Source organism: Danxiaibacter flavus, from assembly GCF_041060425.1.
Taxonomy (GTDB): Bacteria; Bacteroidota; Bacteroidia; order Chitinophagales; family Chitinophagaceae; genus Danxiaibacter; species Danxiaibacter flavus.
Genome location: NZ_JAULBC010000010.1, coordinates 98,061 through 118,880, shown reverse-complemented (window position 1 = coordinate 118,880; position 20,820 = coordinate 98,061). Strand labels below are relative to the sequence as shown.

General features: G+C 41.2%; 14 protein-coding genes. All 14 read right to left on the bottom strand.

Going from position 1 to position 20,820, the window contains the following annotated elements; translation table 11 throughout:
• Positions 1–39: 39 nt before the first annotated feature.
• Positions 40–918, bottom strand: a complete 879-nt coding sequence (locus tag QTN47_RS24885) for an NAD kinase (protein ID WP_369332159.1) — start codon at positions 916–918, stop codon at positions 40–42.
• Between the two features lie 94 nt (positions 919–1,012).
• Complete coding sequence (locus QTN47_RS24880; protein ID WP_369332158.1) at positions 1,013–2,452, bottom strand: POTRA domain-containing protein; 1,440 nt, start codon at positions 2,450–2,452, stop codon at positions 1,013–1,015.
• A gap of 94 nt (positions 2,453–2,546) precedes the next feature.
• Positions 2,547–3,206 (bottom strand): CBS domain-containing protein, encoded by a 660-nt coding sequence (locus QTN47_RS24875; RefSeq protein WP_369332157.1) that lies wholly within the window; start codon positions 3,204–3,206, stop codon positions 2,547–2,549.
• 35 nt (positions 3,207–3,241) lie between these two features.
• The gene (locus tag QTN47_RS24870; RefSeq protein WP_369332156.1) at positions 3,242–4,021 is read right to left on the bottom strand and encodes an alpha/beta fold hydrolase; all 780 of its coding nucleotides are present in this window, start codon (positions 4,019–4,021) and stop codon (positions 3,242–3,244) included.
• Between the two features lie 145 nt (positions 4,022–4,166).
• Positions 4,167–4,703, bottom strand: a complete 537-nt coding sequence (locus QTN47_RS24865; protein WP_369332155.1) for a CvpA family protein — start codon at positions 4,701–4,703, stop codon at positions 4,167–4,169.
• 37 nt (positions 4,704–4,740) lie between these two features.
• Positions 4,741–5,193: a GatB/YqeY domain-containing protein gene (locus QTN47_RS24860; RefSeq protein ID WP_369332154.1), complete on the bottom strand. Its 453-nt coding sequence runs from the start codon at positions 5,191–5,193 to the stop codon at positions 4,741–4,743.
• A gap of 99 nt (positions 5,194–5,292) precedes the next feature.
• On the bottom strand, positions 5,293–5,646 hold the full coding sequence (gene gldC / locus QTN47_RS24855) for a gliding motility protein GldC (RefSeq protein WP_369332153.1): 354 nt from the start codon (positions 5,644–5,646) through the stop codon (positions 5,293–5,295).
• A gap of 402 nt (positions 5,647–6,048) precedes the next feature.
• Positions 6,049–7,305, bottom strand: a complete 1,257-nt coding sequence (locus QTN47_RS24850; RefSeq protein WP_369332152.1) for a glycosyltransferase — start codon at positions 7,303–7,305, stop codon at positions 6,049–6,051.
• A 141-nt stretch (positions 7,306–7,446) separates the two neighbouring features.
• A complete protein-coding gene (locus tag QTN47_RS24845) occupies positions 7,447–9,228 on the bottom strand; it encodes a DUF885 domain-containing protein (RefSeq protein ID WP_369332151.1) in 1,782 nt (593 codons plus the stop codon).
• A 266-nt stretch (positions 9,229–9,494) separates the two neighbouring features.
• Positions 9,495–10,022, bottom strand: coding sequence for an ExbD/TolR family protein (locus QTN47_RS24840; RefSeq protein WP_369332150.1), 528 nt, complete (start codon positions 10,020–10,022; stop codon positions 9,495–9,497).
• Positions 10,023–10,622: 600 nt separating this feature from the next.
• Positions 10,623–12,548, bottom strand: a complete 1,926-nt coding sequence (locus QTN47_RS24835; RefSeq protein WP_369332149.1) for a tetratricopeptide repeat-containing sensor histidine kinase — start codon at positions 12,546–12,548, stop codon at positions 10,623–10,625.
• Between the two features lie 244 nt (positions 12,549–12,792).
• On the bottom strand, positions 12,793–14,604 hold the full coding sequence (gene typA / locus QTN47_RS24830; RefSeq protein ID WP_369332148.1) for a translational GTPase TypA: 1,812 nt from the start codon (positions 14,602–14,604) through the stop codon (positions 12,793–12,795).
• Between the two features lie 133 nt (positions 14,605–14,737).
• Positions 14,738–15,850 (bottom strand): acyltransferase family protein, encoded by a 1,113-nt coding sequence (locus QTN47_RS24825; RefSeq protein ID WP_369332147.1) that lies wholly within the window; start codon positions 15,848–15,850, stop codon positions 14,738–14,740.
• 150 nt (positions 15,851–16,000) lie between these two features.
• On the bottom strand, positions 16,001–20,788 hold the full coding sequence (locus QTN47_RS24820; protein ID WP_369332146.1) for a PA14 domain-containing protein: 4,788 nt from the start codon (positions 20,786–20,788) through the stop codon (positions 16,001–16,003).
• Positions 20,789–20,820 lie beyond the last annotated feature (32 nt).

The window sequence follows — 20,820 nt, the reverse complement described above, 5'->3', positions numbered from 1 at the left end:
ATAACGAAAATCAAGATAATTTCTTGTGTGCGCAAAAAATTAATTTCGCTTATCCAATCCCCATGTGAGTTTAGTTCGCAGCGTAGAAAGGAAACTATTCTCGTTAAGCCGTATGAGACTGATGGTAAAGTCTTCCTTTTTGATGGCCAGCTGAATGGTCTTATCCACTATTTCGCGTCTTGCATCCAGCGCGCAAATAAACTGGTCGAAGCGTCCTTCGACTTCGAAAGAAATAACGTTATTGTCGGCCACAATTATGGGTCGGGCGTTAAGATTATGAGGAGCCACCGGAGTTATTAAAAAGCTGGAGGATTCAGGAAACAGGATGGGGCCGTTACAACTCATGCTATATCCTGTAGAGCCTGTTGGCGTGGATACTATTAACCCATCAGCCCAATATGTATTTAAAAACTCGCCGTTTAAATATGTGTGAACTTTTATCATCGGCGAAATGTCTCTTTTATGAATGGCGAATTCATTGAGGGCAAAAGGCGTTTCACCAAAAAGAGGCACGTTCGCATCCAAATGAACTAAGGTTCTTCTGTCGATCACAAAAGTGCTGTTCACCAGCGAGTCTACTGCAGAAGTCAGTTCTTCCTTACCAATGCTGGCAAGAAAACCGAGTCTTCCGAAGTTAATTCCGAGAATGGGGATGTTCTTATTTCTAACCAGCGTGGTGGCGTCAAGAATGGTCCCATCACCGCCGAGACTGATCAGGCAATCAACTGATTCATCCAGATCGTATGCACCCGCGAATACATGAAGGTCAAAATCGTATTGAAACAATTGCGGATAGCTTTCGGCCAAAACACTAAAAAGGTAAACAGTAATTTTCTGCCTGGACAGTTCCTGTAACAATACCAGCAATTGTGTCTGCTGATCATCATCTAATCCGCGACTATATATAGCTACTTTCATCTTTAATTATTATTGGATCCGGATCTCCAGCACTTTACGGCTTGCGTATTTGTAAGATACAAAGATAACCAATTGCAATTTGGCTGAACCGGCATTAAAAATCTGACCTGGTGTGGAAGAACAGTGCTTTATCTCCCAACTGATTGAAACTATACTCAAATTTCAACACAATATCGTAGACAGTCACAATATCAAGTCCAAATCCGTAGGTATGTAAAAGTTTGTTTGAAAGCATGCTTGTCCCTGCATCACGCGTATAAGCGTATCCAAGGTCGCCATATGTTTTGAGTAAAAAACGGAAGGGTATTACGCTATGGGTTTTTGACTTCGCAGAAGTCTTGATCTTGAATGAAAGTACATCCTGCCTTAATGTGCCTCTTAACATGCCGCCTATAACACCATCAACCACGTAGTACTCCAGACCACGCATATAAAGCGCACCATATCCAAAAAGCTGGGTATTGTAGTAAGGCTGATCAAATGGAGCCCTGATACTAAACGCGGCCTGTCCCTGCACCTGTGTCTTTTTAAACACCGGGTAAGTGTAAATAGCATGCCCTTCCAGGTTCCACATATTCATCTCCGGAGTGAAGCCACGCTTTGTGATCGTAAAGTCGCCCATGAAACCCCGGTTGGGGTATGCGTTATAATCAACATTAAAATACTGAAGTGAATAACTGAGTTCAGGGTAGCTTACCTTAACCCTGCCTTTGCCGAAATAATCGGGATTAAGATGGGCGATGGAATCCGATACACTTTCCGAAATATAAGCCAGGCGGAAACTGTGTCTTGTTTTGATAGCCGGCCGGTACAGGTAGCTTAAGTCAATACGCCTGTACGTTCGTACAAAGTTTTCTTCGTCTTTAAAGAATACCTGCTTGTTATAATCTGATTTGTAGTTTAATTCATGTTGACGCGAATATGCTACTCCAATATTAAAACCTCTTTTAAGGGATTTGTCAGCAAACGGCTGTTCGTATCGAAGTGCAATCTGCTGATTGTAGCCTGTGATCAACCAAACCTGGAGATTGTCATTGCGCCCGCTCAGGTTGTTTTGCATGAATTTGATGCCGTAATCAACACGGTCAAAACTCCGTTTTTGTTCTACCCACCATTGGTTGAAGTTGCGGTCGATCAATTTAAAATAGGGAAGAGGGAAAAGATACCATCGTTCTTTTACCAGGACGTTTACAAAAACTATTTCGCCCTGTATAGAGGCTACATACACAAAAACATCAACAAAAAGGCTGGTGTTCATCACTTGTTGCCGCGCCAATACAAGCTTGCCCGCTAACTGGCCCTTTGTAAGATAATCGCCTTGTTTAAAAGGAACTTCGCGAAGAATAATGTAAGGTTTGGTTCTTTTATTACCATTGATCTGTATATCACCCACCATCACGATAGAAGTATCGCTTTCGCTCAGGGTTACGGGATGTAAGTCCTGTATGTTAAATGCAGAATCTTTTTGGGCAGACGCACAAATTCCTATACACAGACAGAGCCATAAAATTATCTGCCGATAAAAATAATTCATCAGTACTTACAGTTGGTAGTGATTGTAAAAGTATGCTTTGCATATTGCTACGCAAAAATTTTAACTTAAAAACACCTGTAAGTGAAGAAAAGCATTACATTTTAAGATAATTCATTAAAAGGTCGTAATTCTCTTTGAGTTCATTTTCATAGAGTTCTTCACCGAAATAGTATTTTATAGTGTAGTCGTACCGTTGGAAGGTAGCTACAATATCAGACACTTCAAACTTATTTATCTTAATAGAAACGATAAAAGCACCGGAAACGTTGTCTGTGTAAGTATTTAACTGCACAATGTTGGCATCATTGGTTTCTACCAGTTTGTTCAGTTCGCCAAAAGAATAATTGGCTTTGTCCATTTCAAGAACAATGAAACCGCCTCTGGCATCCACGCTATTAAAAATAGCAGTAGCTCTTACGAGGTCATTGGGAGTAATCAAGCCCTGTAATTCCAGTTGCTCGTTAATTATGGGGACAAGTGAAAGGTTTTGCTCGTTGCAAATTCTTACTGCGGTAAGAAAATGTTCCCGTGCGGGAACGGAAACTTTAATGAGATGAGCTGCTGATGCTGAAACAGGGGAATTTTCGTCTACATCAAGTAATTCATCTTTGCTAATGAGACCTATATATTTTTCATCATTTACCACAGGCAGGTGCTGCACTTCGTATTCATCCATTAATTGAAGTGCAAAACCGGCAGTGTCTTCAAAACTAATTGAAGGAAAAGTCGAATATATCAGTTCCTGTACTAACATATCTGTACAATCTTGTACTTAATAGACAACAAAATTTATGCAACTGTTGCAGCGGGTTGCCTTTGTTTGCGCAAAAATTGGTCAAGTATGTGATTAAATTCACCCGGAACTTCCATCATTGGTGCATGCCCGCAATTATCAATGAAGTACAACTCGCTATGAGGAATTAATTTATTAAACTCTTTCGCAACAAATGGCGGAGTAACAGTATCGTTATTTCCCCAGATCAACAACGTCGGCTGCTTGATCTGGCTTAACTCTTCCCCGAGATTATTGCGGATTGCGCTTTTTGCGAGCGAAATGATCTTAATTACTTTTAACCTGTTGTTGGTTATTTCAAATACTTCATCAACTAGGTCCTTTGTCGCCATTGCCGGATCATGGAAAGTCACCTCTACTTTCTTGCGAATGTATTCATAGTCCCCACGCTTTGGATAGCTATCCCCCATACCGTTTTCAAACAAACCGGAGCTTCCCGTAAGAATAAGAGATTTAATGCGTTCCGGATGTTTAAGAATGTGAACCAACGCTACGTGCCCGCCCAGAGAGTTTCCCAGGAGATTGATATCCCTGTAGTCACGCATTTCAATAAACTTCTGCACATATTTCTCCAGACCGCCCACCGTTGTATGAAATATATCCAGATCAAACAATGGGAGCATCGGAACCACCACTTTATATTGGTGCCTGAAATGGTCAACCAGGTCTTTAAAATTGCTTAAAGCACCAAAAAGTCCATGAAGCAATACCAGGGGCTCGCCTTCACCTTCTTCTATATACCTGAATTTATCTTGTTGTTTAATCTCGTAATTCATCGGACATTCTTTGGCTTTTAAGCCATTCATTAGGTACAAATAAACGCAATTCAGACGAAAAAACCTTATCAATCATTCATTAACAATTAATTCGCCCGCCTTATATAGTAAAATTACCTGATTTATTGCAAAAATCTAACTCCTGTTAACCGTGTTTTTGGGCAATTCGTCCAAAAAACTGCTCTAACTGTACAAATAAATCTTTGAACAGGGGTATTACCTTGCCAAAAGCATCTATCGCTTTTGGTCCAACAGGTTCAATCAGGCTGTATAATTTCGACGATGCTACCGTATCTGCTTTTATAATGTTCATTTGGGTAAGGTAGAACAGCAGCACGCTCAACACGGTTATATAAAGTGCAATGTATAAAATAATGCCGCCCAGCCGATTGAGCCATCCAAGCATAAGTGTTTCCACACTCGCCTGTATGAGCGCTGCGGCCCAGCGAATGATCAGTATAACTCCGATCATCACAATAATGAATGAAAGAAAAGGCAACCAGGATATGCCCACAGATGTATGCTGCTGAAGCCAGCCACTTACCACTACTGAAAGTTTCAGTGCTGCAGCCAGACCTATAATAATGGCCACAAAGGAAAAAACAGCGACAATAAAGCCGCGCGTATACCCTTTAAATATGGCCATCAATAATATAATTACGCATATTACATCTATTACCATATAATTCCCGTTGCCTGTTATCAGTATTTTGAAAGGGCTATTTGCTTAATAACTCCTTAACGGCTGCGGATATTGCTTTGCCATCCGCCTGCCCGGAAAGTTGCTTTGTTGCAGCTCCCATCACTTTCCCCATATCTGCAGGAGAGCTGGCGCCAACTTCGGCGATAATTTTGCCGAGTGCTTCTTTTAACTCCGCTTCACTTAGTTGTTTCGGCAAAAACTTTTCAATAACAGATATCTCCTCCTGTTCTTTCTGGGCAAGATCCGCACGATTCTGCTGTTGATAGATTTCCAGGGAATCGCGGCGTTGCTTCACCATCTTCTGCAACAACTTTAGTTCACCTTCTTCTGTTACCGTTCCATTCGCACCGGGTTCTGTTTTGGCCTTAATAATTTCGGCCTTTATTGCGCGCAATGAACGCAAAGAAGCCTCATCTTTTGCTTTCATGGCTTCTTTCATTTCCGTCATTACTTGTTGTTCTAAACTCATATACAAACAAATTATTTGTTGGCTCAGGAATACTTTATCTTTTTAGTCACGAACGTAAAAACCGCTGCTTTTCAGCCGATCTTCTATCAGAGGCTTGTATTACCAGTTTCCTTTCTGATCTTTTTGCTGCTGCTCACGGAACTTGGCATAAAAATCTTTGGCAAATTTCTTCATATCGTCAACAAGCTCCTGGTGTTGTGTTGCGCGGTTGTAGGTATCGGCCATCGTCATGAAGGTCTGGTAGAAAAAATCAGCCATTTCATCCACCATCATTTCTTTGGTCCACAGGTCAATACGTAAAGCACTTTTATCAGCTCCGTCCCAAAAAGCCAGCATCATTGCTCTTGCTTTTTGTCCTTCTTCGGCCGTGCTATCAGTAGCTTTCCAGGTAATCTGATCAGGTACTTTGTCTTTATCTAAATGTACGTCAATTGTAATGGTTGAAGTATGCATATTTCAATTTTATAAATATCGTTTACAAGGATGCAAATGTAAGCAGTTAAAACAATACCGCTTTCTTAAGTACGATTTACGAGGTATTAAGTACCCAATCTCAGGGTTGCAGCATTTTTGTTATCATCTTAAGAACAATGTCATTAGTTAAGCATACTCATTGGTCTTGCTCCATAGGACCATCCTATCTGTAATGTCTCGTCCCAAAAAAGTTTACAGATAGGTTAATTAATCCTGTAATGGCTTTACAAACAACAGGAAGCTCCGCTGGAGCTTTAAATGCTCCGAACTAAATGACATTAACCTTAAGGGCCGGGTCTTCGTCTTTTTTTGCATGATAATTTTTTCACATAGCTAAGCCGTCTTAATACTCTTGCTTATTTGAAACAATTTATAACGCGCCTACAACTTTTGCCCTGATGAAGCTTCTATAATATTTGTCATATCATTTACGGCTGAATTGTAATTATAATGCGTTATCATAAGCCTGGCATTATAAATAAGCATATTGCGCATTTGTTCATTTTTGTACATGCGCACAAGGTTATGACCTAATACTTCTGCATCATCATTTTCCTGGTAAAGCGCACTTTCTCCGGCAATTTCTTTAAAGCTATTTAAGGGATTAGTTATAACAGGAATTTCGCATTGCATTGCCTCCACAAGTGGTTGTACATGCCCATCATGAGATGACAAATGGATACCTGCGTAAGAACATGCGAGGTTTGTAGAAAGCTCGCCGTCATAAGCATTCAGCACCTTCACATCCTTACGGTATTTATAAGAGGCCAGCTTTTCTTTCCAGGTATCTGTTTCCAACAATTCGCCTGACTGAAGCAGAAGTTTCATACTGCTTTGCTGCCATTTTTTAAATACTGAAAAAGCCTTCAATAACAGTATCAGCTCCTCTTCATTATTCATTTTCTTCATTGCAATAAAATACTCGTTTTCCTCCGTCAGCTTATGTTTGACTTGTTCCTTTTCTTCCCATTCTACAGGTTTAAATGCTGCTGACGCAGATGGTATCAGAACATGTACACGCGTGTCGGGCGCAGCATGTTCCATTACAATGTTCCTTGCAAATTCGGAATACACTATTACTGAAACCGCTTTTTCAACAAAATCCCTCAACTTCTTTTTACTGTAAATCTGTTGAGGTAATGCTTTTTTTTCTGCCGGTTGCAGAAGCAGATCAATAGCGGGAATAAAAAGTATTTGCGGCTGTTTTACAGAAAGACTTAAACAGCCATTGAGGTGAATGAGCAGATCTATTCCCGTTTTTTTCACAATGGAAGGAAGGCTTATTTCATACCACCATTGTAACGTTATCTGTGATTGCTGATCACACTCAAACATAACGATGGCGTTCTCCGGAAGTGCTTCCTTTTTATTGAGAGAAGAATAATTCAAAAGCTTGTATCCATGTTTCTGCTGTATGGAAACAATGATATCGGCCACATAATTCTGATAGCTGACATCTTCACTTTCTCCGGTCTGTTTTATAACGGCTATTCGCATGGAAGGCAAAGGTAGTATGTAGTGAGTTATAAGTTGTAGGTTATACGTTTTACGTTTACAACCGGGTAGTAAAACGATAATTGAAGTAACACTGATCGCTGATTTATTGATCTCTGATTTGTTCAGGTGTAACTTGCTCATTGTTGGCAAGAACGCGCTATTCGGGTAGCTGGGGAAATCAGCGATCAACAGATCAGCAATCAGCGATAAAAAAACCGGAAGTATTTATTTTCATTGTTCTAAATACATCCGGCGTTGGTAGCCCAGGTTTGTCTTCTCATTTTATTTTTGTTTTGCGGCCCATACATCCATTCTTTTTTCTACGAGATCGAGCGGCATACTTCCGCTTGACAGAAACTCGTCATGAAAGGCGGCAAGATTAAATTTACTTCCCAATTGCTGCTGATATTTGTTCCTTAGTTCGCGTATTTTCAATGCACCGATCTTGTAACCCAATGCCTGTCCGGGAATAACCATATAACGTTCTATTTCAGCAGTGGCGCCCTGTTCGCTTATCGCTTCATTATCCATCATGTATTTAATCGCTTCTTCGCGGGTCATGCCTTTTGTGTGAATGGCAACATCTACAACAAGACGAATTGCCCGGTGAATTTCATCGCCCAATGCGCCCATGTATTGATAAGGATCTTTATAAAGTCCGAGTTCTTTTCCAAGGCTTTCACAATACAATGCCCAGCCTTCCACATAAGCATTATGAGCGCCAAATCTGCGGAATTTTGGCAATGATGTATCTTCCTGCTGCAAGGAGATCTGGTAATGATGGCCTGGTATTGCTTCATGCAAAAACAGGCTTTCCATACCACTTGTGATGTTGAATTTTGTTGCATCAAGAATAGGAATGTAGAAGATGCCTGGCCTGCTTCCATCGGGTGTTCCCTGGTTGTATTCTGCGCTGGCGCTTTCTGCTCTGAATGCTTCTGTCTGCCTGATCTCAAATTTTGTCTTAGGTGTTTTATTGAACATCTCAGAAAGATGCGGTTGAATTTTCGCCTGTATTGCACGGAAAGCATTCAATACTTCCTCCGGTGATTTATACGGCATGAATATTTTATTGGTACGCATGTATTCAAAGAATGCAGGCAGATCTCCTTTAAAGTTCACAGCATTTTTTACGCTATCCATAATACCACGTATGCGTTTTACTTCAGCCAGACCGGTATTATAGATCTCTTCAGGAGTTTTGTTGGTAGTGGTTTGCTGGCGAACAAGATATTCATAATATTTTTTCCCGTCAGGCAATGCCGATACACCTGAAGTTGTACGTGCTTTTGGCAGGTATTCGGTTTGCAAAAAGTCTCCAAGCTTTTTATAAGACGGAACCAATTGCGTTTTTATAACTGCAGCAAAGGAATCCGTAAGACGTTTTTTATCTGCGTCACTGAATGTTGAAGGGAATTTTGAAACAGGACCGTAAAAAAGACTTTTTGTGGGATCTGCAATGACCATTGCTGTCATTTGCGGAATTATTTTAACCACAATGGATTTGGGCAATACAAAGTTTGCAGCCATTCCTTTTCTAAAATAAAGAATTGCGCTATCTGCCCAAGCGTTGAAAGCAGTTGCACGTTTGAGCCATTTATCATAGTCTTCAACGGTTTTAAACGGCTGGGCGCCGTCGCCGCTCCCCAACTGCCCCATTGTGAGCGTTGTTCCGTAAAACTGGTTGAAGGGAATGTAATTATCGTTGAAAGACAAACCTTCGAGCGCTATTTCTGCATCATGCTTAAGAATATCGTAGCTCGCCTGGTCGTTTTCATTCAGCCCGGCCCTGTCGAACTTAGCAAGACCGTCCAGGTATTTTTTATAGAAATCTTTCAGTTTTGCCCGATAGCTGTCAGTGAATTCAGCCGGCAATAGATCATTGTATCTTTTATCCCCCTGGTAGGTAGCATTGATGGGAAATAATTGCAAGCTTTCCTCATAGTATTGATCCAACAAAGTGGCCAATCCGGCATTTGGCTCACTAGCGCCGGATTTTTCTCCGCCGCTTTTACAACTTGCCAGGGCAACCGCGGCAGCAAGGATAAAAACAATTTTTTTCATCGGTTCACATTTATTGATGTAAGTATGCAGGAATTAAGATATCAGAAAAAAATCAGGTGCTAAAAATAAATGACTTTAACCTGAAGAGGAAAAGAATATTGAAGCAAAAAAAATGGCCTCGTAAGAAATTACAAGGCCTTATTTATACCCCCAATGAAAAATGACATTTGTAGAAGTAGCTTTTCATCAGCTACGTTTCTATTAAATTCAAAATTGATGCCAATTCTAATTTCACAGATAATTAAATTCTCCAATATTTAAGCATGTTACAACGTTTGTTTCTTACTAACGACCGCTCTTTCATTATCAGTTGCATCCATAAGAACAAACTTTTTTACGTCGTTAATTTTCATTTCATCAAGGGCGTCAATAATATTTTTGTAGCTGGCTTCATCGGTAGGTTTAATTAATACAATTGTTTCGGCGTCATTACCGTAATGCGCTGCAACCGTTTTCTTTTTTGCAAGAATTATCTGGCGTAAACCGTCGCGGGAATAGTCGGCGTCTTGCATCTGCGACACATTTTCTCCTTCGTAATAATAGATTCTGTCTTTTGCGGAGAGTAATAAATTGAGTGTTTTTCCCTCCGGAACAGGGGTTCTGTCAACAATCCCCCTGTCATCCGGGATTACCAATTTCATAGCGGTTTGAGACGACAGCGTTGTAGTGAATATAAAGAACGTAATAAGGAGAAAACCCAGGTCTACCATTGGAGTAAGATCGACCCTTGTTGAAAGTTTCTTGCCTTTTGTTCCTTTCTTTTTTTGGCCGTTGTTTGGTTGAATTTCTGCCATATGTTTGTTTTACAATGGGACACACAAACGGAGAGATTCCATAACAGAAAAATTACATACTGCTAAATAAAAAGATACACAGATGAGTTAAGAAAAAGAGCGTACATGAATATTTAAAACCACATGGTACAGAAATTTCCACAATATGAGCAATGAACAATTATGCATACTTACTCTTGCAACAAATTGCAGAGACAGTTGTGATGTTTCCGGGGATTAATTAAGTGCGGAACGAACTGTTAGCGATTAGCTTTATACCACCTATAACCAATGAATATACAAATAGCCATCGGCATGAACATGAGGTAAAGGATGCCTGAATTTAAGGCCGCTGCTGGCTTTTCTCCCAGTTGGGATGCTGTTTTTGTACAAATGGAACACTGGGCATTTACTGCACTTGCTGCCATTAATAGAACTGCAAAAAATAATACGTATTTCAACCACCTCTTTTTCATCAGCATATTTTATTAAATCCCGGTTAATAAGGCAATATTGCCGGTACACTGCCACTGCCGCGGCCAACAGGTTGCAAAGATACAAAATAGCGCGTGATGAAGGTTCGAAGAAATATCGATGAGTTGAATACACGACCAGTTAGCCTTACTGGACCACTGCATGCTTGTTTACTTTAACGGGAAATGAAAAATAGAAGGTACTGCCTTTACCCAGTTCGCTTTGTGCCCACATGCTGCCCTGCATTTTGTCCAGGAAGTCTTTACAGATGATCAATGCAACACCGGCGCCCTTTTCGGTATTGTTGCTATAAGTTTTTGTAGTGAAGAAATTAAAGAGGCTATCCAATTTCTCTTTCGTCATTCCGGCACCGAAATCTCTTATGGACACGATAAGTTCTTTTTCATTCCTCGTAGCATTGACATGAATTTCGCTATCCGGTTTAGAGAATTTTATGGCATTGTGAATGAGGTTCCTGTTGATGAACTGCAGCATCTCTTTATCTGCAAACGCAACAGTATTGTGATTTATGTTGTTTATCAGTACTACATTTTTTTCTTTCATCAACATGTCAAAGGGCGTAGTGGCCTCATCAATCATGTCCTTCAGATTTAGTTCAACAGGATCATAAACAAAACCAGAAAGCTGCTTCTTAATCCAGGACAGGATATTCTCAAATATTTCTACGGACGACCGCGATGAATTTTCGATAGACTCAAGCACTTTTTCCATTTCCTGCTTGGTTAACGCTTCATGGTCACGTAGTACGGTAATCAGGCTTGTAAGGGAAACAAACGGCTGCCTGAAGTCATGCGCAAGCAGGGAAATAAGCCTGTCTTTAAACCTGTTGTTTTCTTCCAGTTGCCTGTTTTTACGGTAGATGCGATTGTTTAATGATTTTAATGCAACCGTAAATCTTTTGTTGGTTTGGTAAGACCTGTATAATATAGCGAGCAACACGATTACCGCTGCAATAAAGATTGACAACAATATGTTTGCTACCCCACGGTAACGGCTTTCTTTTTTTTGTGCTTCTAACTGTTGCTTAGTATCTGCATATTCAAAATACGTTACACTGCTCTGCTCAACCATGCGCCGGTATTCTTTAAGTGCACTTGCAATTATTTCTGCATAAGTGCCTGCAGCATGGTAATCCTCATTTTGCGTGTAAATTTTATACAAGGTTTCCGCGCTGGTCAGGTACAAATCAATAAAATCGTTATCGCGGGCAATTGTAAGTGCAGATTTATAGTAATCGACAGATTTTTCGGGATTCTTTCCAGCTAACGCTTGTCCCAATAGCGTGTAAATGCCAACAAGCTCGAAATTATATCGCTCTTCTATGCTTTCCTTCTCTACGGATTTCAATACATCCACGGCAGAATCATTCCTTCCTTCATTCAGGAGATACATCGATCGGATCATCGCGTATTCCACAAGCACACGCTTGTCGTTGTATTTGGTGGCGATAGCCTTGCCCTGGCTCATCAATGTTTTTATGGAATCTTTTGAGAGTCCTTTGCTGTAATAAAGCAGGTTGGCAATAATTATAGATTGTATGGAATCGTTTTTAAGGCGGCTGCCCATATCAAATGCCTGGCACATGTATTCCTCGGCAACATCAGTTTTACCCCTTGAGTAAAATTCCAAACCAATATTTAGTGTAAGCTGGGCAATGTTTTCCTGGTCGTTGAGCTGTTTATAAATCTGAAGCGACTGGTTGTAGTATTTTGTAGCCAGGTAAGTATTTGTTCTAAGAGAATAATAAATGCCAAGGTTATTCATGGCATCCGCCATTCCCTTTTTGTATTTCAGCTTCAGTGATAGCCGGTAAGCATCGGAGGCCAGATAGTAGCAACTGTCGAGATTGGTAATATAATAGATTGTTGAAAGCCGGTTGATGGCGTCTGCATATCTGGTGCTATCCTCTATTAATGGCAGTTGTTCTTTTATTCTATTTATTTCACTTGACTGACAAAAAGAAAACAGCCCGGAGCCCAACAGGATAACGATCAAACAGAAGCGCTTCAAAAGGTTAGGAATAAATAATCTCACAAATGGTTCTATTGGCATATAAAATTCTAAAGGTTAGTTTAACTGCATTATAAGCTTCGCCTAACATGCTGGTTGAGCTAGTTACCATAAGGTTCGGATCATGATTCACAAAAGCAAGAAAATATACACAAATAAAATAACAAAATATAATGCAATTCGTTACCGGAAAGTGCTACTTTTTTAAAACAAAATTTAACGGCGATATCTTTTATAAAAAAAGCGCAACATTTAGTTGCGCCTTTTTGCATATTGTAAGGGGCTTTTATACAGCCTCAGCACTCAAACGTTTTTGCTGGCGCTTGCGTTCTTCCTCATCAAGAATTGTTTTACGCATACGGATAAAGTTCGGAGTAACCTCAATACACTCATCAAACTGAATATACTCCATACATTCTTCCAGCGTCATCAGTGTTTTTGGTGCAATGCTTGTTGCAGCATCACTACCGCTCGCACGCATGTTGGTTAATTTTTTTCCTTCATTCGGATTAACCACCAGGTCGCCCGGTTTGTTGTTTTCACCAATGATCATTCCCTTGTAAACTTCTTCTCCCGGATCTACAAAGAAGAATCCTCTATCCTGTAATTTATCCAAAGAGTAACCTGTCGTCGTACCGGCTTCTTTAACGATCAATACACCGTTGTTTCTTCCCGGAATCGGGCCTTTCCATGGTTTATAATCTAAAAAGCGGTGCGCCATTACTGCTTCACCTGCTGTTTGGGTAAGCATTTGCGTACGCATGCCTATCAAACCGCGTGAAGGGATTTCAAACTCCAGGTGCTGCATTTCACCTTTTGTTTCCATCACGTGCATTTCACCTTTACGTCTGGTAACCAGGTCAATTACTTTACTTGCGTATTCCTGCGGAACATCTACAACCAGTGTTTCGTATGGTTCAGATTTAACTCCGTTAATTTCTTTCACAATAACCTGGGGTTGTCCTACGGTTAATTCGTATCCTTCACGACGCATGGTTTCGATCAATACACCTAAATGAAGAATGCCACGTCCATAAACAAGGAAACTATCTGCACTATCAGTATCAACAACACGCAAAGCCAGGTTTTTCTCCGTTTCCTTCATCAGCCTGTCGCGCAGGTGACGGGATGTAACGAATTTACCGTCCTTACCAAAGAAAGGAGAGTTGTTGATGCTGAACATCATATTCATGGTTGGTTCATCCACACTTATTACAGGCAGCGCCTCAGGATTTTCAAAATCGGCGATTGTATCACCAATGTTGAAATCTTCCAGACCTACAACTGCACAAAGATCTCCGGCAACAACTTCAGATACTTTCTTTTTGCCCATTCCTTCAAAAACGTACAGCTCTCTTACCCTTGATTTCTTAATAGAACCGTCTGTCTGCATCAGGGAGATAGGCATATTTTCTTTAATGGTGCCTCTTGTTACTTTTCCGATGGCTATACGGCCAAGGAAAGAAGAGTAATCCAATGAGGTGATCTGCAACTGCAGGTTACCTTCTGTTACAACCGGCGACGGCACATATTTCAATATACCGTCCATCAGGGGAAGAATATCTTCAGTTGGAGTAAGACTGTCATTAAACCAGCCGTTCTTACCGCTACCGTAGTAGGTAGGGAAGTTCAGTTGTTCTTCAGTTGCATCGAGGTTAAAGAAAAGCTCAAATACCGCATCGTGCACTTCATCAGGACGGCAGTTTGGTTTATCTACCTTATTGATAACTACTATTGGCTTCAGGTTAAGATGAAGCGCTTTTTGAAGCACAAAACGCGTTTGGGGCATTGGACCTTCAAAAGCATCTACCAAAAGAATAACGCCATCAGCCATTTTCAGCACCCTTTCCACCTCTCCACCAAAATCGGCGTGGCCCGGAGTGTCAATTACGTTAATTTTCACACCGTTATATTCAACTGCTGCATTTTTTGAAAATATGGTGATACCGCGTTCTCTCTCCAGGTCGTTATTATCCATTATTAACTCACCTGTTTCCTGGTTATCTCTGAAGACTTTTGTTGCCTGCAAAATACGGTCGACCAGTGTGGTTTTTCCATGGTCAACGTGTGCAATAATTGCTATGTTGCGAATATTCATAAAATTTAGCTTACAGCCTGGAGCTGTTGATAAGCCGCAAAAGTACGCATTTGCAACGGGTGCGCAATAAAAACGCGAATGAATATTATGTTATGGACGAAATTGGCGCAACATTTAATTAAAGCGTTATATATTAAACTCTTACATAAATCTTTCTCTTATCAAGTATTAAACCGACCAGCCAGCAGAATAACATCCAGGAAACTGCAAAGAGGAAGGAGCCAAAGTAAGCGCCCGCATATTCGAAAATATTTTTATATAACCACTGGAACAATGGAACACCATTTACAGGAATCATCCAGAGTATAATTACGCCGATCTCGCTCAGCAGATAGATGAACAAAGGATTTTTTCCAAAAACCTGGAAAAAGTATGTTCCTTTCGTTCTGCCAAGAAAATCAACAACATAGATAATGCAGGCCAAAATCATGCAGTCCAGCCCCACTGTATGCAAAACGAAAGTGCTGGTCCATAGCTTTTTGTTGATGGGAAATCCCAGATTCCACCAGTAGGCGACGATAAACAGACCAAATCCGGCTATCATCAGCTTAGCCAGGCCCTCATAAGTCTTTCCGCGTTCCTGAATGTATTTTCCGGCTACAAATCCGGCAACAACGTTGCCTATCGAAGGAAGAGTGCTCAGTAACCCTTCGGGATCAAACGGCAAGCCTTCACCCATGTAAAGATGCTTTACCCCCAGCAGCCAGGTATCCAGCTTTAATACGGCGTTCCCCGTTAAGGTAAGATCGCCAAACATCATAAGTACAGGCTTGTACAGGAGTAAAATAATAGCAGTAATTATTACAGTGGCTCTTGTTTTAAAAAAGTACAGCATCAATGCCGCCAGCATGTAAGCTATCGCAATGCGCTGAAGCACGCCAAATACCCTGGTTTCGCTAAAAGGTGACAGTACTAGCTGGTGCTGCTCATTATACTTGAAGAAGGGGAACCAGTACATTAAAAAACCTAACAGAAAAATAAGCGCGGAACGCTTGAGGATCTTCCCTACAACTTTTGAGGTACTCATAAACTCCCATTTGCGCATAACAAAGCTCAATGCATTACCCACGGCAAACATAAAAGACGGAAATACCAGATCTGTTGGTGTAAAGCCATGCCATGATGCATGTAGAAGAGGTGCATATGTAGTAGCTTCGTTACCAGGGGTGTTTACAATGATCATCAGGCAAATAGTCATGCCTCTGAAAACGTCCAGGGCTAAAAATCGCTGTCCGGGAAGACTCATAGTCAGATTGTTTTAAGCAAACCCGAATGTAACAATCTTGCGGTAATATTAGACGCTGTTTTTTAATGCAAAAAACAAATGCCTGCAACTTTTATTAAAAAAGCCGGGACCAATTACGATCCCGGCTTTATGCGACCCTTGCTTAATAGGTTATTTTACAATCTTTAGAACAACCGGCTTAGCGGAAGTACCGTCGCTAATTCTAACCATATACATGCCACTGCTTAATTTGCGACCTTTCAATCCCAGGGATTGTTTCCAAACACCTGCGGGTACATTGCTGAACTTCTGGGTGTGTATGATATTTCCATTCATATCAGTTACCTGAACCGTTAGCTCAGCAACCGGTTTTTGGATGCTCAGGCGAAGATTTACGTCATTTATGAACGGATTTGGATAAACGCTCACCTGAGATTCAGTTAAAGGAACCAGGTTATTTGTTCCCAGGGCCTCAACCGAATTGTTACCTCTTGTTAACTTCCTGGCAAGCCTGTTGCCTGCAGCAACTGACGGAACAGCCTGTAAAGTCATCGCATTCAAATATCCGTATCCCGTTGTGGAATAAACTGTTACAGATATTTCACCTGACGAGTTAGGCTGCACATTGTTGATTTGCTGCGTAACGCTTGTATTTTGCCATGCGGGAGCGAAAACTGTCTGGTTACCCACCTTGTAAGCGGTTTGCGTGTTCGGATCGAATGTTGTACTTGCAAAGAATACCAGATTATAGATCATGCTCTGGTTTAGCTTGGTGAATTTAAACACGGCAGTATCGGTAAAGTCAAGGTAATAGAAGCTCTTCATTACATTATCCGGATATATACCCGAATTATTACCGGTTACTGCGCCAAAAGCATTACCGCCACTAAAATTATCAACAATGACCATTGATATGCCGGTATTGGCCCCTTGTTCATCCATCAGGTTATTTAAGCTTTGACCTGGCTCAGGAGGCTGATTGGTATTATTCCATCCCGGTTGTGCGGGGCTGCTTGCAGAACCATCATTAAAGTTGATGTTAACCTGGTATGCAACCGTAGCTGCTCCGGCAAAGTTGCTGAATGGCGAGAACAGTCCGTTTTTAGCCGCTCTAACCTTGTAGAAGAACACGCTGTTTACAGCCAACCCGGCATCTGTAAACGTAGTCGTAAATGGCGCTACCGTCGCAATCTTCGTGTATGTTCCAGCTGAAGAAGTGGATCTCCATATTTCAAAATTGGTAGTATCCAACGCTGTTATCTGCCAGTCAAGTTTTATTTTATCTTTTGCTATGCTTGTTGCGGTTAGGTTCGACGGAGCATACAATGTACCATCGTTGCCATGCACTTTTATGACCATAGCATTGATCTGGGTGTACATTGAGCCAGGATCTTTCAAGGCTGTTATCTCTATTACACCGTTACTGTCCGGAGAAATGTTATTGATCTGAACAGTATTCGAAATATTTGACGGAGATCCACTCAGCTTAACAGTAGTTCCTCTAACCGTAAAAGTGGTTATTCTGTTGTCTGTTGATGTAGCATTTCCAGCCCTGCTAATAAAGAATATCAGATCATATTTTTTGGATGAAGACAGGCCCGTTAACTGTACATGCTTTGGCTGTGATGTGGAATCATAGTAGAAAGATTTAATAACCTCATCCGGATAAATACCTTTGCCACTTGCAACAGCTCCCAAGGTAAGGGTGCCGGTCCACTTTTCAACAAGTTTCAGGTTAACTCCGCTGCTTGCTCCCAATTCGTCTTTCAGATTAGAAAACACACTACCGGCAGCAGTGATACCTTTCAGGTTATTCCAAGGCGCAGGTGTTGTACTACTGGTCGTAGTAAAATTCACATCAATTGTCCGTACGTTTTCTGCTGTTGTTGTTGCGCTAACCGGGTCTGCCCGGAGCACGCTTGCAGGAATTGCCTGTTTGCTAATTCCCGGACCCTGGTAAGAAACAAGTAACACGTCCGGCGAAGCAGCTTCAAAATAAGTAACCCTTATCTTGTGAATTCCCGCAGTAAGTGTTTTTGTTCCTGACTTTTCTACGCTTGCATCATGAATTCCATCATTATCCACAACCACACCATTGTTAATGTCATCGAGGTATAACTTAGATCCATCATCACTTGAGAGATAGAAAGTGTACGATCCCGCTGTAGGAATATCAATCACGCCGTCAAATTTTGCAGCATAGTTTACATTTGACTGTTTAAAGGAAAGGTCGAAAGTGCCTATAGATCCCGTCTTGATTGGCGTAAGTACCGAGAAGTTTGGCAAGGATGTAAACGAGCCTTCATAATAAGCATATTTCAGCGAAGAAGTGGCATCGTCATTAAATACAGATTCACCAAACGCCCCTATCGCTTTTACCCGGTAATAATAAGTTGTAGACACTTTTAAGCCTGCAGTATCGGCATAGCTTGTTGCATTTGCAGGTGCCTGGCCTACTTTGGCAAAGGTTCCGTCAGGAGATGTAGAGCGCCATATTTCGAATGCCTGCTCATTATTGCTGTTATCTGTCCACTTAAGGTCAATTTCATTTGAAAGTACCCCTATTGCTGTCAGGTCCGACGGCGCCACCGGCGGATTACCATTTACAACATATCCATCTGTATAAGCGCTGTCAGGTATAATTGTAAAGGCCCCGTTTGTTTGAGCCATTTTCCATGATAATTTGCAACCGAACGAACCGCTTTTCTGGAAGTAGGCAATTGCAACAGGATAAATGCCCGCTGTTAATGTAACAGTAGTATCCTTATTGAGGGTAATATTGTGCACTCCGTCGTTATTAATTAATGGTTTGTTCTTGGTGCTGTACGCCTGGTTAAAATAAAAGTTACTGCCATCATCAGAATTCAGGCGGAAGGTGTATGATCCATTAACCGGGATCTTTAAGAAACCCTCGAATAAAAATCCGAAGTTGGTGGATACTGCCCTGGGACTAATATCTATATTTTTAACTACACCCGTTTTATTAAATGTAAGCGCCTTAAAATCTGGCAAATTACTCCATGATCCTTCATAGTACTTATAGGTTAACCCACGCAAATAAGTAATGGCGGTCGCCTGGTTGCTGGGTAATGATACATTCCCGGCCTGGTCAACAGCCTTAACGATAAAGTTGTAAACATTTCCTGCAGTAAGTGAAAAGATTGAAAATGTGGTATCTGTTGTAGCATATGATTTTACTCCGTTAACATATATATCGTAACGGGTTACGCCTATATCATCTGTTGACTTGGACCATGCAAGACTTACTTGTGTTTGGGAGAAAGAAGTTACTCTTAAGTTTGACGGAGCAGTAGGAGCAATTGAGTCACGCACTGTTTTACCCATGACAGGATTTGTGGGCGGCGCAGCTGAATTGGTGTTAATCGCTCTTAAAATGTAATAATACGCAGTTCCTGCATTTAAAGAATTGACGGTATAGTTTGCAGCGTTTGAAGCTGTAAGCTTTATTAAACTGTAAGGCCCACTCGACTTGGTTGCCTGGTAAATTTCGAATCCTGTTTCGTTATATGCAGGATTGGATGTCTGATTCCATGTAAGTTTGATTGATGTAGTACTTAATCCTGTTGCTACAACATTTGTAGGTGCATCAGGGGCATTGGGAGCGGTGCCGTCAATTACATTAAATGGTGCAGACTTACCGGTTCCGCAGCCAAACTGCTCAGTAACCGTAACCGTATAATTTCCGGGGGTTGTTGCGGTATATTGGTTAGTTGTTGAAAGCACTGTACCTGTGCCATTTTTTTGCCATGCATAAGTAGCATAGTTTGGGTCTGTTTGAAGCATCACGCCTGCGCTTCCATCCAAAACAGGCAATACACCGCTGGTATTTGGCGCCAATTTTATGACAGGTGGCGTAGTAGCCGTTTTATATTTAATCACAAGCGGTATGCGGGACCAATCGGACCATGTACTTCCGCTTAGTATTCTGCACTTATATGTTCCGACGGATGTGGCCTGAATTGTATTGGAAGTAGCATTAGGTATAGCTACGTCATTTTTTGTCCATTCATATTTATTAAAACCCGGCGTAACGCCGATGGTTACATTAATCGCATCAGACTGGCAGAACTCGGTTCTTCCGCCTACCGCCCAGGGATTGGATTTATAAGCCCTCAACATAAAAGGACAAAAGTCAGGCTCCGCCCATGCTTTATACCACGCATTGTGACCTACACCGATGTAAACCGACAGCTTAAAATTTCCACCAGAATCAAGGATGGACTGTGCTTCTGCGTTTGTAGTTGCCAGCTTCGGGTCGTCGTCAATCTCTCCCTGAAATTGCCAGGTTGGCGTAAACTTAAATTTGCTCGCGTTATTTTTGATATCTGTTTGAGAAAGGGCTGCACTGATAGGCAAACATGCCGCAACAGTTTTTGTGTAAGCAGTAAGCATTTTCCAGGACGCCTTGCCACCGGCTGATAAGCCATCAACGCTTATGCGGAATGGATCAGCCTTCACTTGCGGAACCAGGTAATTTTGAATGATCTCATTAACTACACCCAGTTCAAATGTCCATGTTTCATTTTGTGTTTGAGGATATAATAGAAACCCATCAAACTTACCATTATCAACCGCATTCATAAAGATCTGGCCGCCGTGGTAAAGCTGATAATCGTTATTGTAAATAGTTCCTAATTCACCAACGCCATGAAAGAATACAAATACCGGATATTTCTTTCCATCGGCAACGGTGGAATATGTCTTTGGAAATTTTAAACGGAAGGCAACGCCTTTGTAAAAATAGCATTTGAAAGATGATGTATTCCAGCTAACTGTGGTAGTTTTTACCCACTTTGCCATTGTTCCGCTTGGAGGAATTGCAGGCGGATGAGCCGGATCATACTCAACAATCGGATCAGCAGGATTAAGTATTCCCGTTTGGGCAAACAATACCTGTACAGCAATCATACAGTACAGAAATAAGGACACTCGTTTCATTTTGTTACTGTTTCGGGTTTAAAATGAATTAG

Excerpts from the sequence above, each read along its gene's own strand:
- typA (WP_369332148.1), bottom strand. The coding sequence starts at position 14,604 with ATGAATATTCGCAACATAGCAATTATTGCACACGTTGACCATGGAAAA.
- QTN47_RS24870 (WP_369332156.1), bottom strand. The coding sequence starts at position 4,021 with ATGAATTACGAGATTAAACAACAAGATAAATTCAGGTATATAGAAGAA.
- QTN47_RS24885 (WP_369332159.1), bottom strand. The coding sequence starts at position 918 with ATGAAAGTAGCTATATATAGTCGCGGATTAGATGATGATCAGCAGACA.
- QTN47_RS24850 (WP_369332152.1), bottom strand. The coding sequence starts at position 7,305 with ATGAGCAAGTTACACCTGAACAAATCAGAGATCAATAAATCAGCGATC.
- QTN47_RS24840 (WP_369332150.1), bottom strand. The coding sequence starts at position 10,022 with ATGGCAGAAATTCAACCAAACAACGGCCAAAAAAAGAAAGGAACAAAA.
- QTN47_RS24845 (WP_369332151.1), bottom strand. The coding sequence starts at position 9,228 with ATGAAAAAAATTGTTTTTATCCTTGCTGCCGCGGTTGCCCTGGCAAGT.
- gldC (WP_369332153.1), bottom strand. The coding sequence starts at position 5,646 with ATGCATACTTCAACCATTACAATTGACGTACATTTAGATAAAGACAAA.
- QTN47_RS24820 (WP_369332146.1), bottom strand. The coding sequence starts at position 20,788 with ATGAAACGAGTGTCCTTATTTCTGTACTGTATGATTGCTGTACAGGTA.
- QTN47_RS24880 (WP_369332158.1), bottom strand. The coding sequence starts at position 2,452 with ATGAATTATTTTTATCGGCAGATAATTTTATGGCTCTGTCTGTGTATA.
- QTN47_RS24875 (WP_369332157.1), bottom strand. The coding sequence starts at position 3,206 with ATGTTAGTACAGGAACTGATATATTCGACTTTTCCTTCAATTAGTTTT.
- QTN47_RS24865 (WP_369332155.1), bottom strand. The coding sequence starts at position 4,703 with ATGGTAATAGATGTAATATGCGTAATTATATTATTGATGGCCATATTT.
- QTN47_RS24835 (WP_369332149.1), bottom strand. The coding sequence starts at position 12,548 with ATGCCAATAGAACCATTTGTGAGATTATTTATTCCTAACCTTTTGAAG.
- QTN47_RS24825 (WP_369332147.1), bottom strand. The coding sequence starts at position 15,850 with ATGAGTCTTCCCGGACAGCGATTTTTAGCCCTGGACGTTTTCAGAGGC.
- QTN47_RS24860 (WP_369332154.1), bottom strand. The coding sequence starts at position 5,193 with ATGAGTTTAGAACAACAAGTAATGACGGAAATGAAAGAAGCCATGAAA.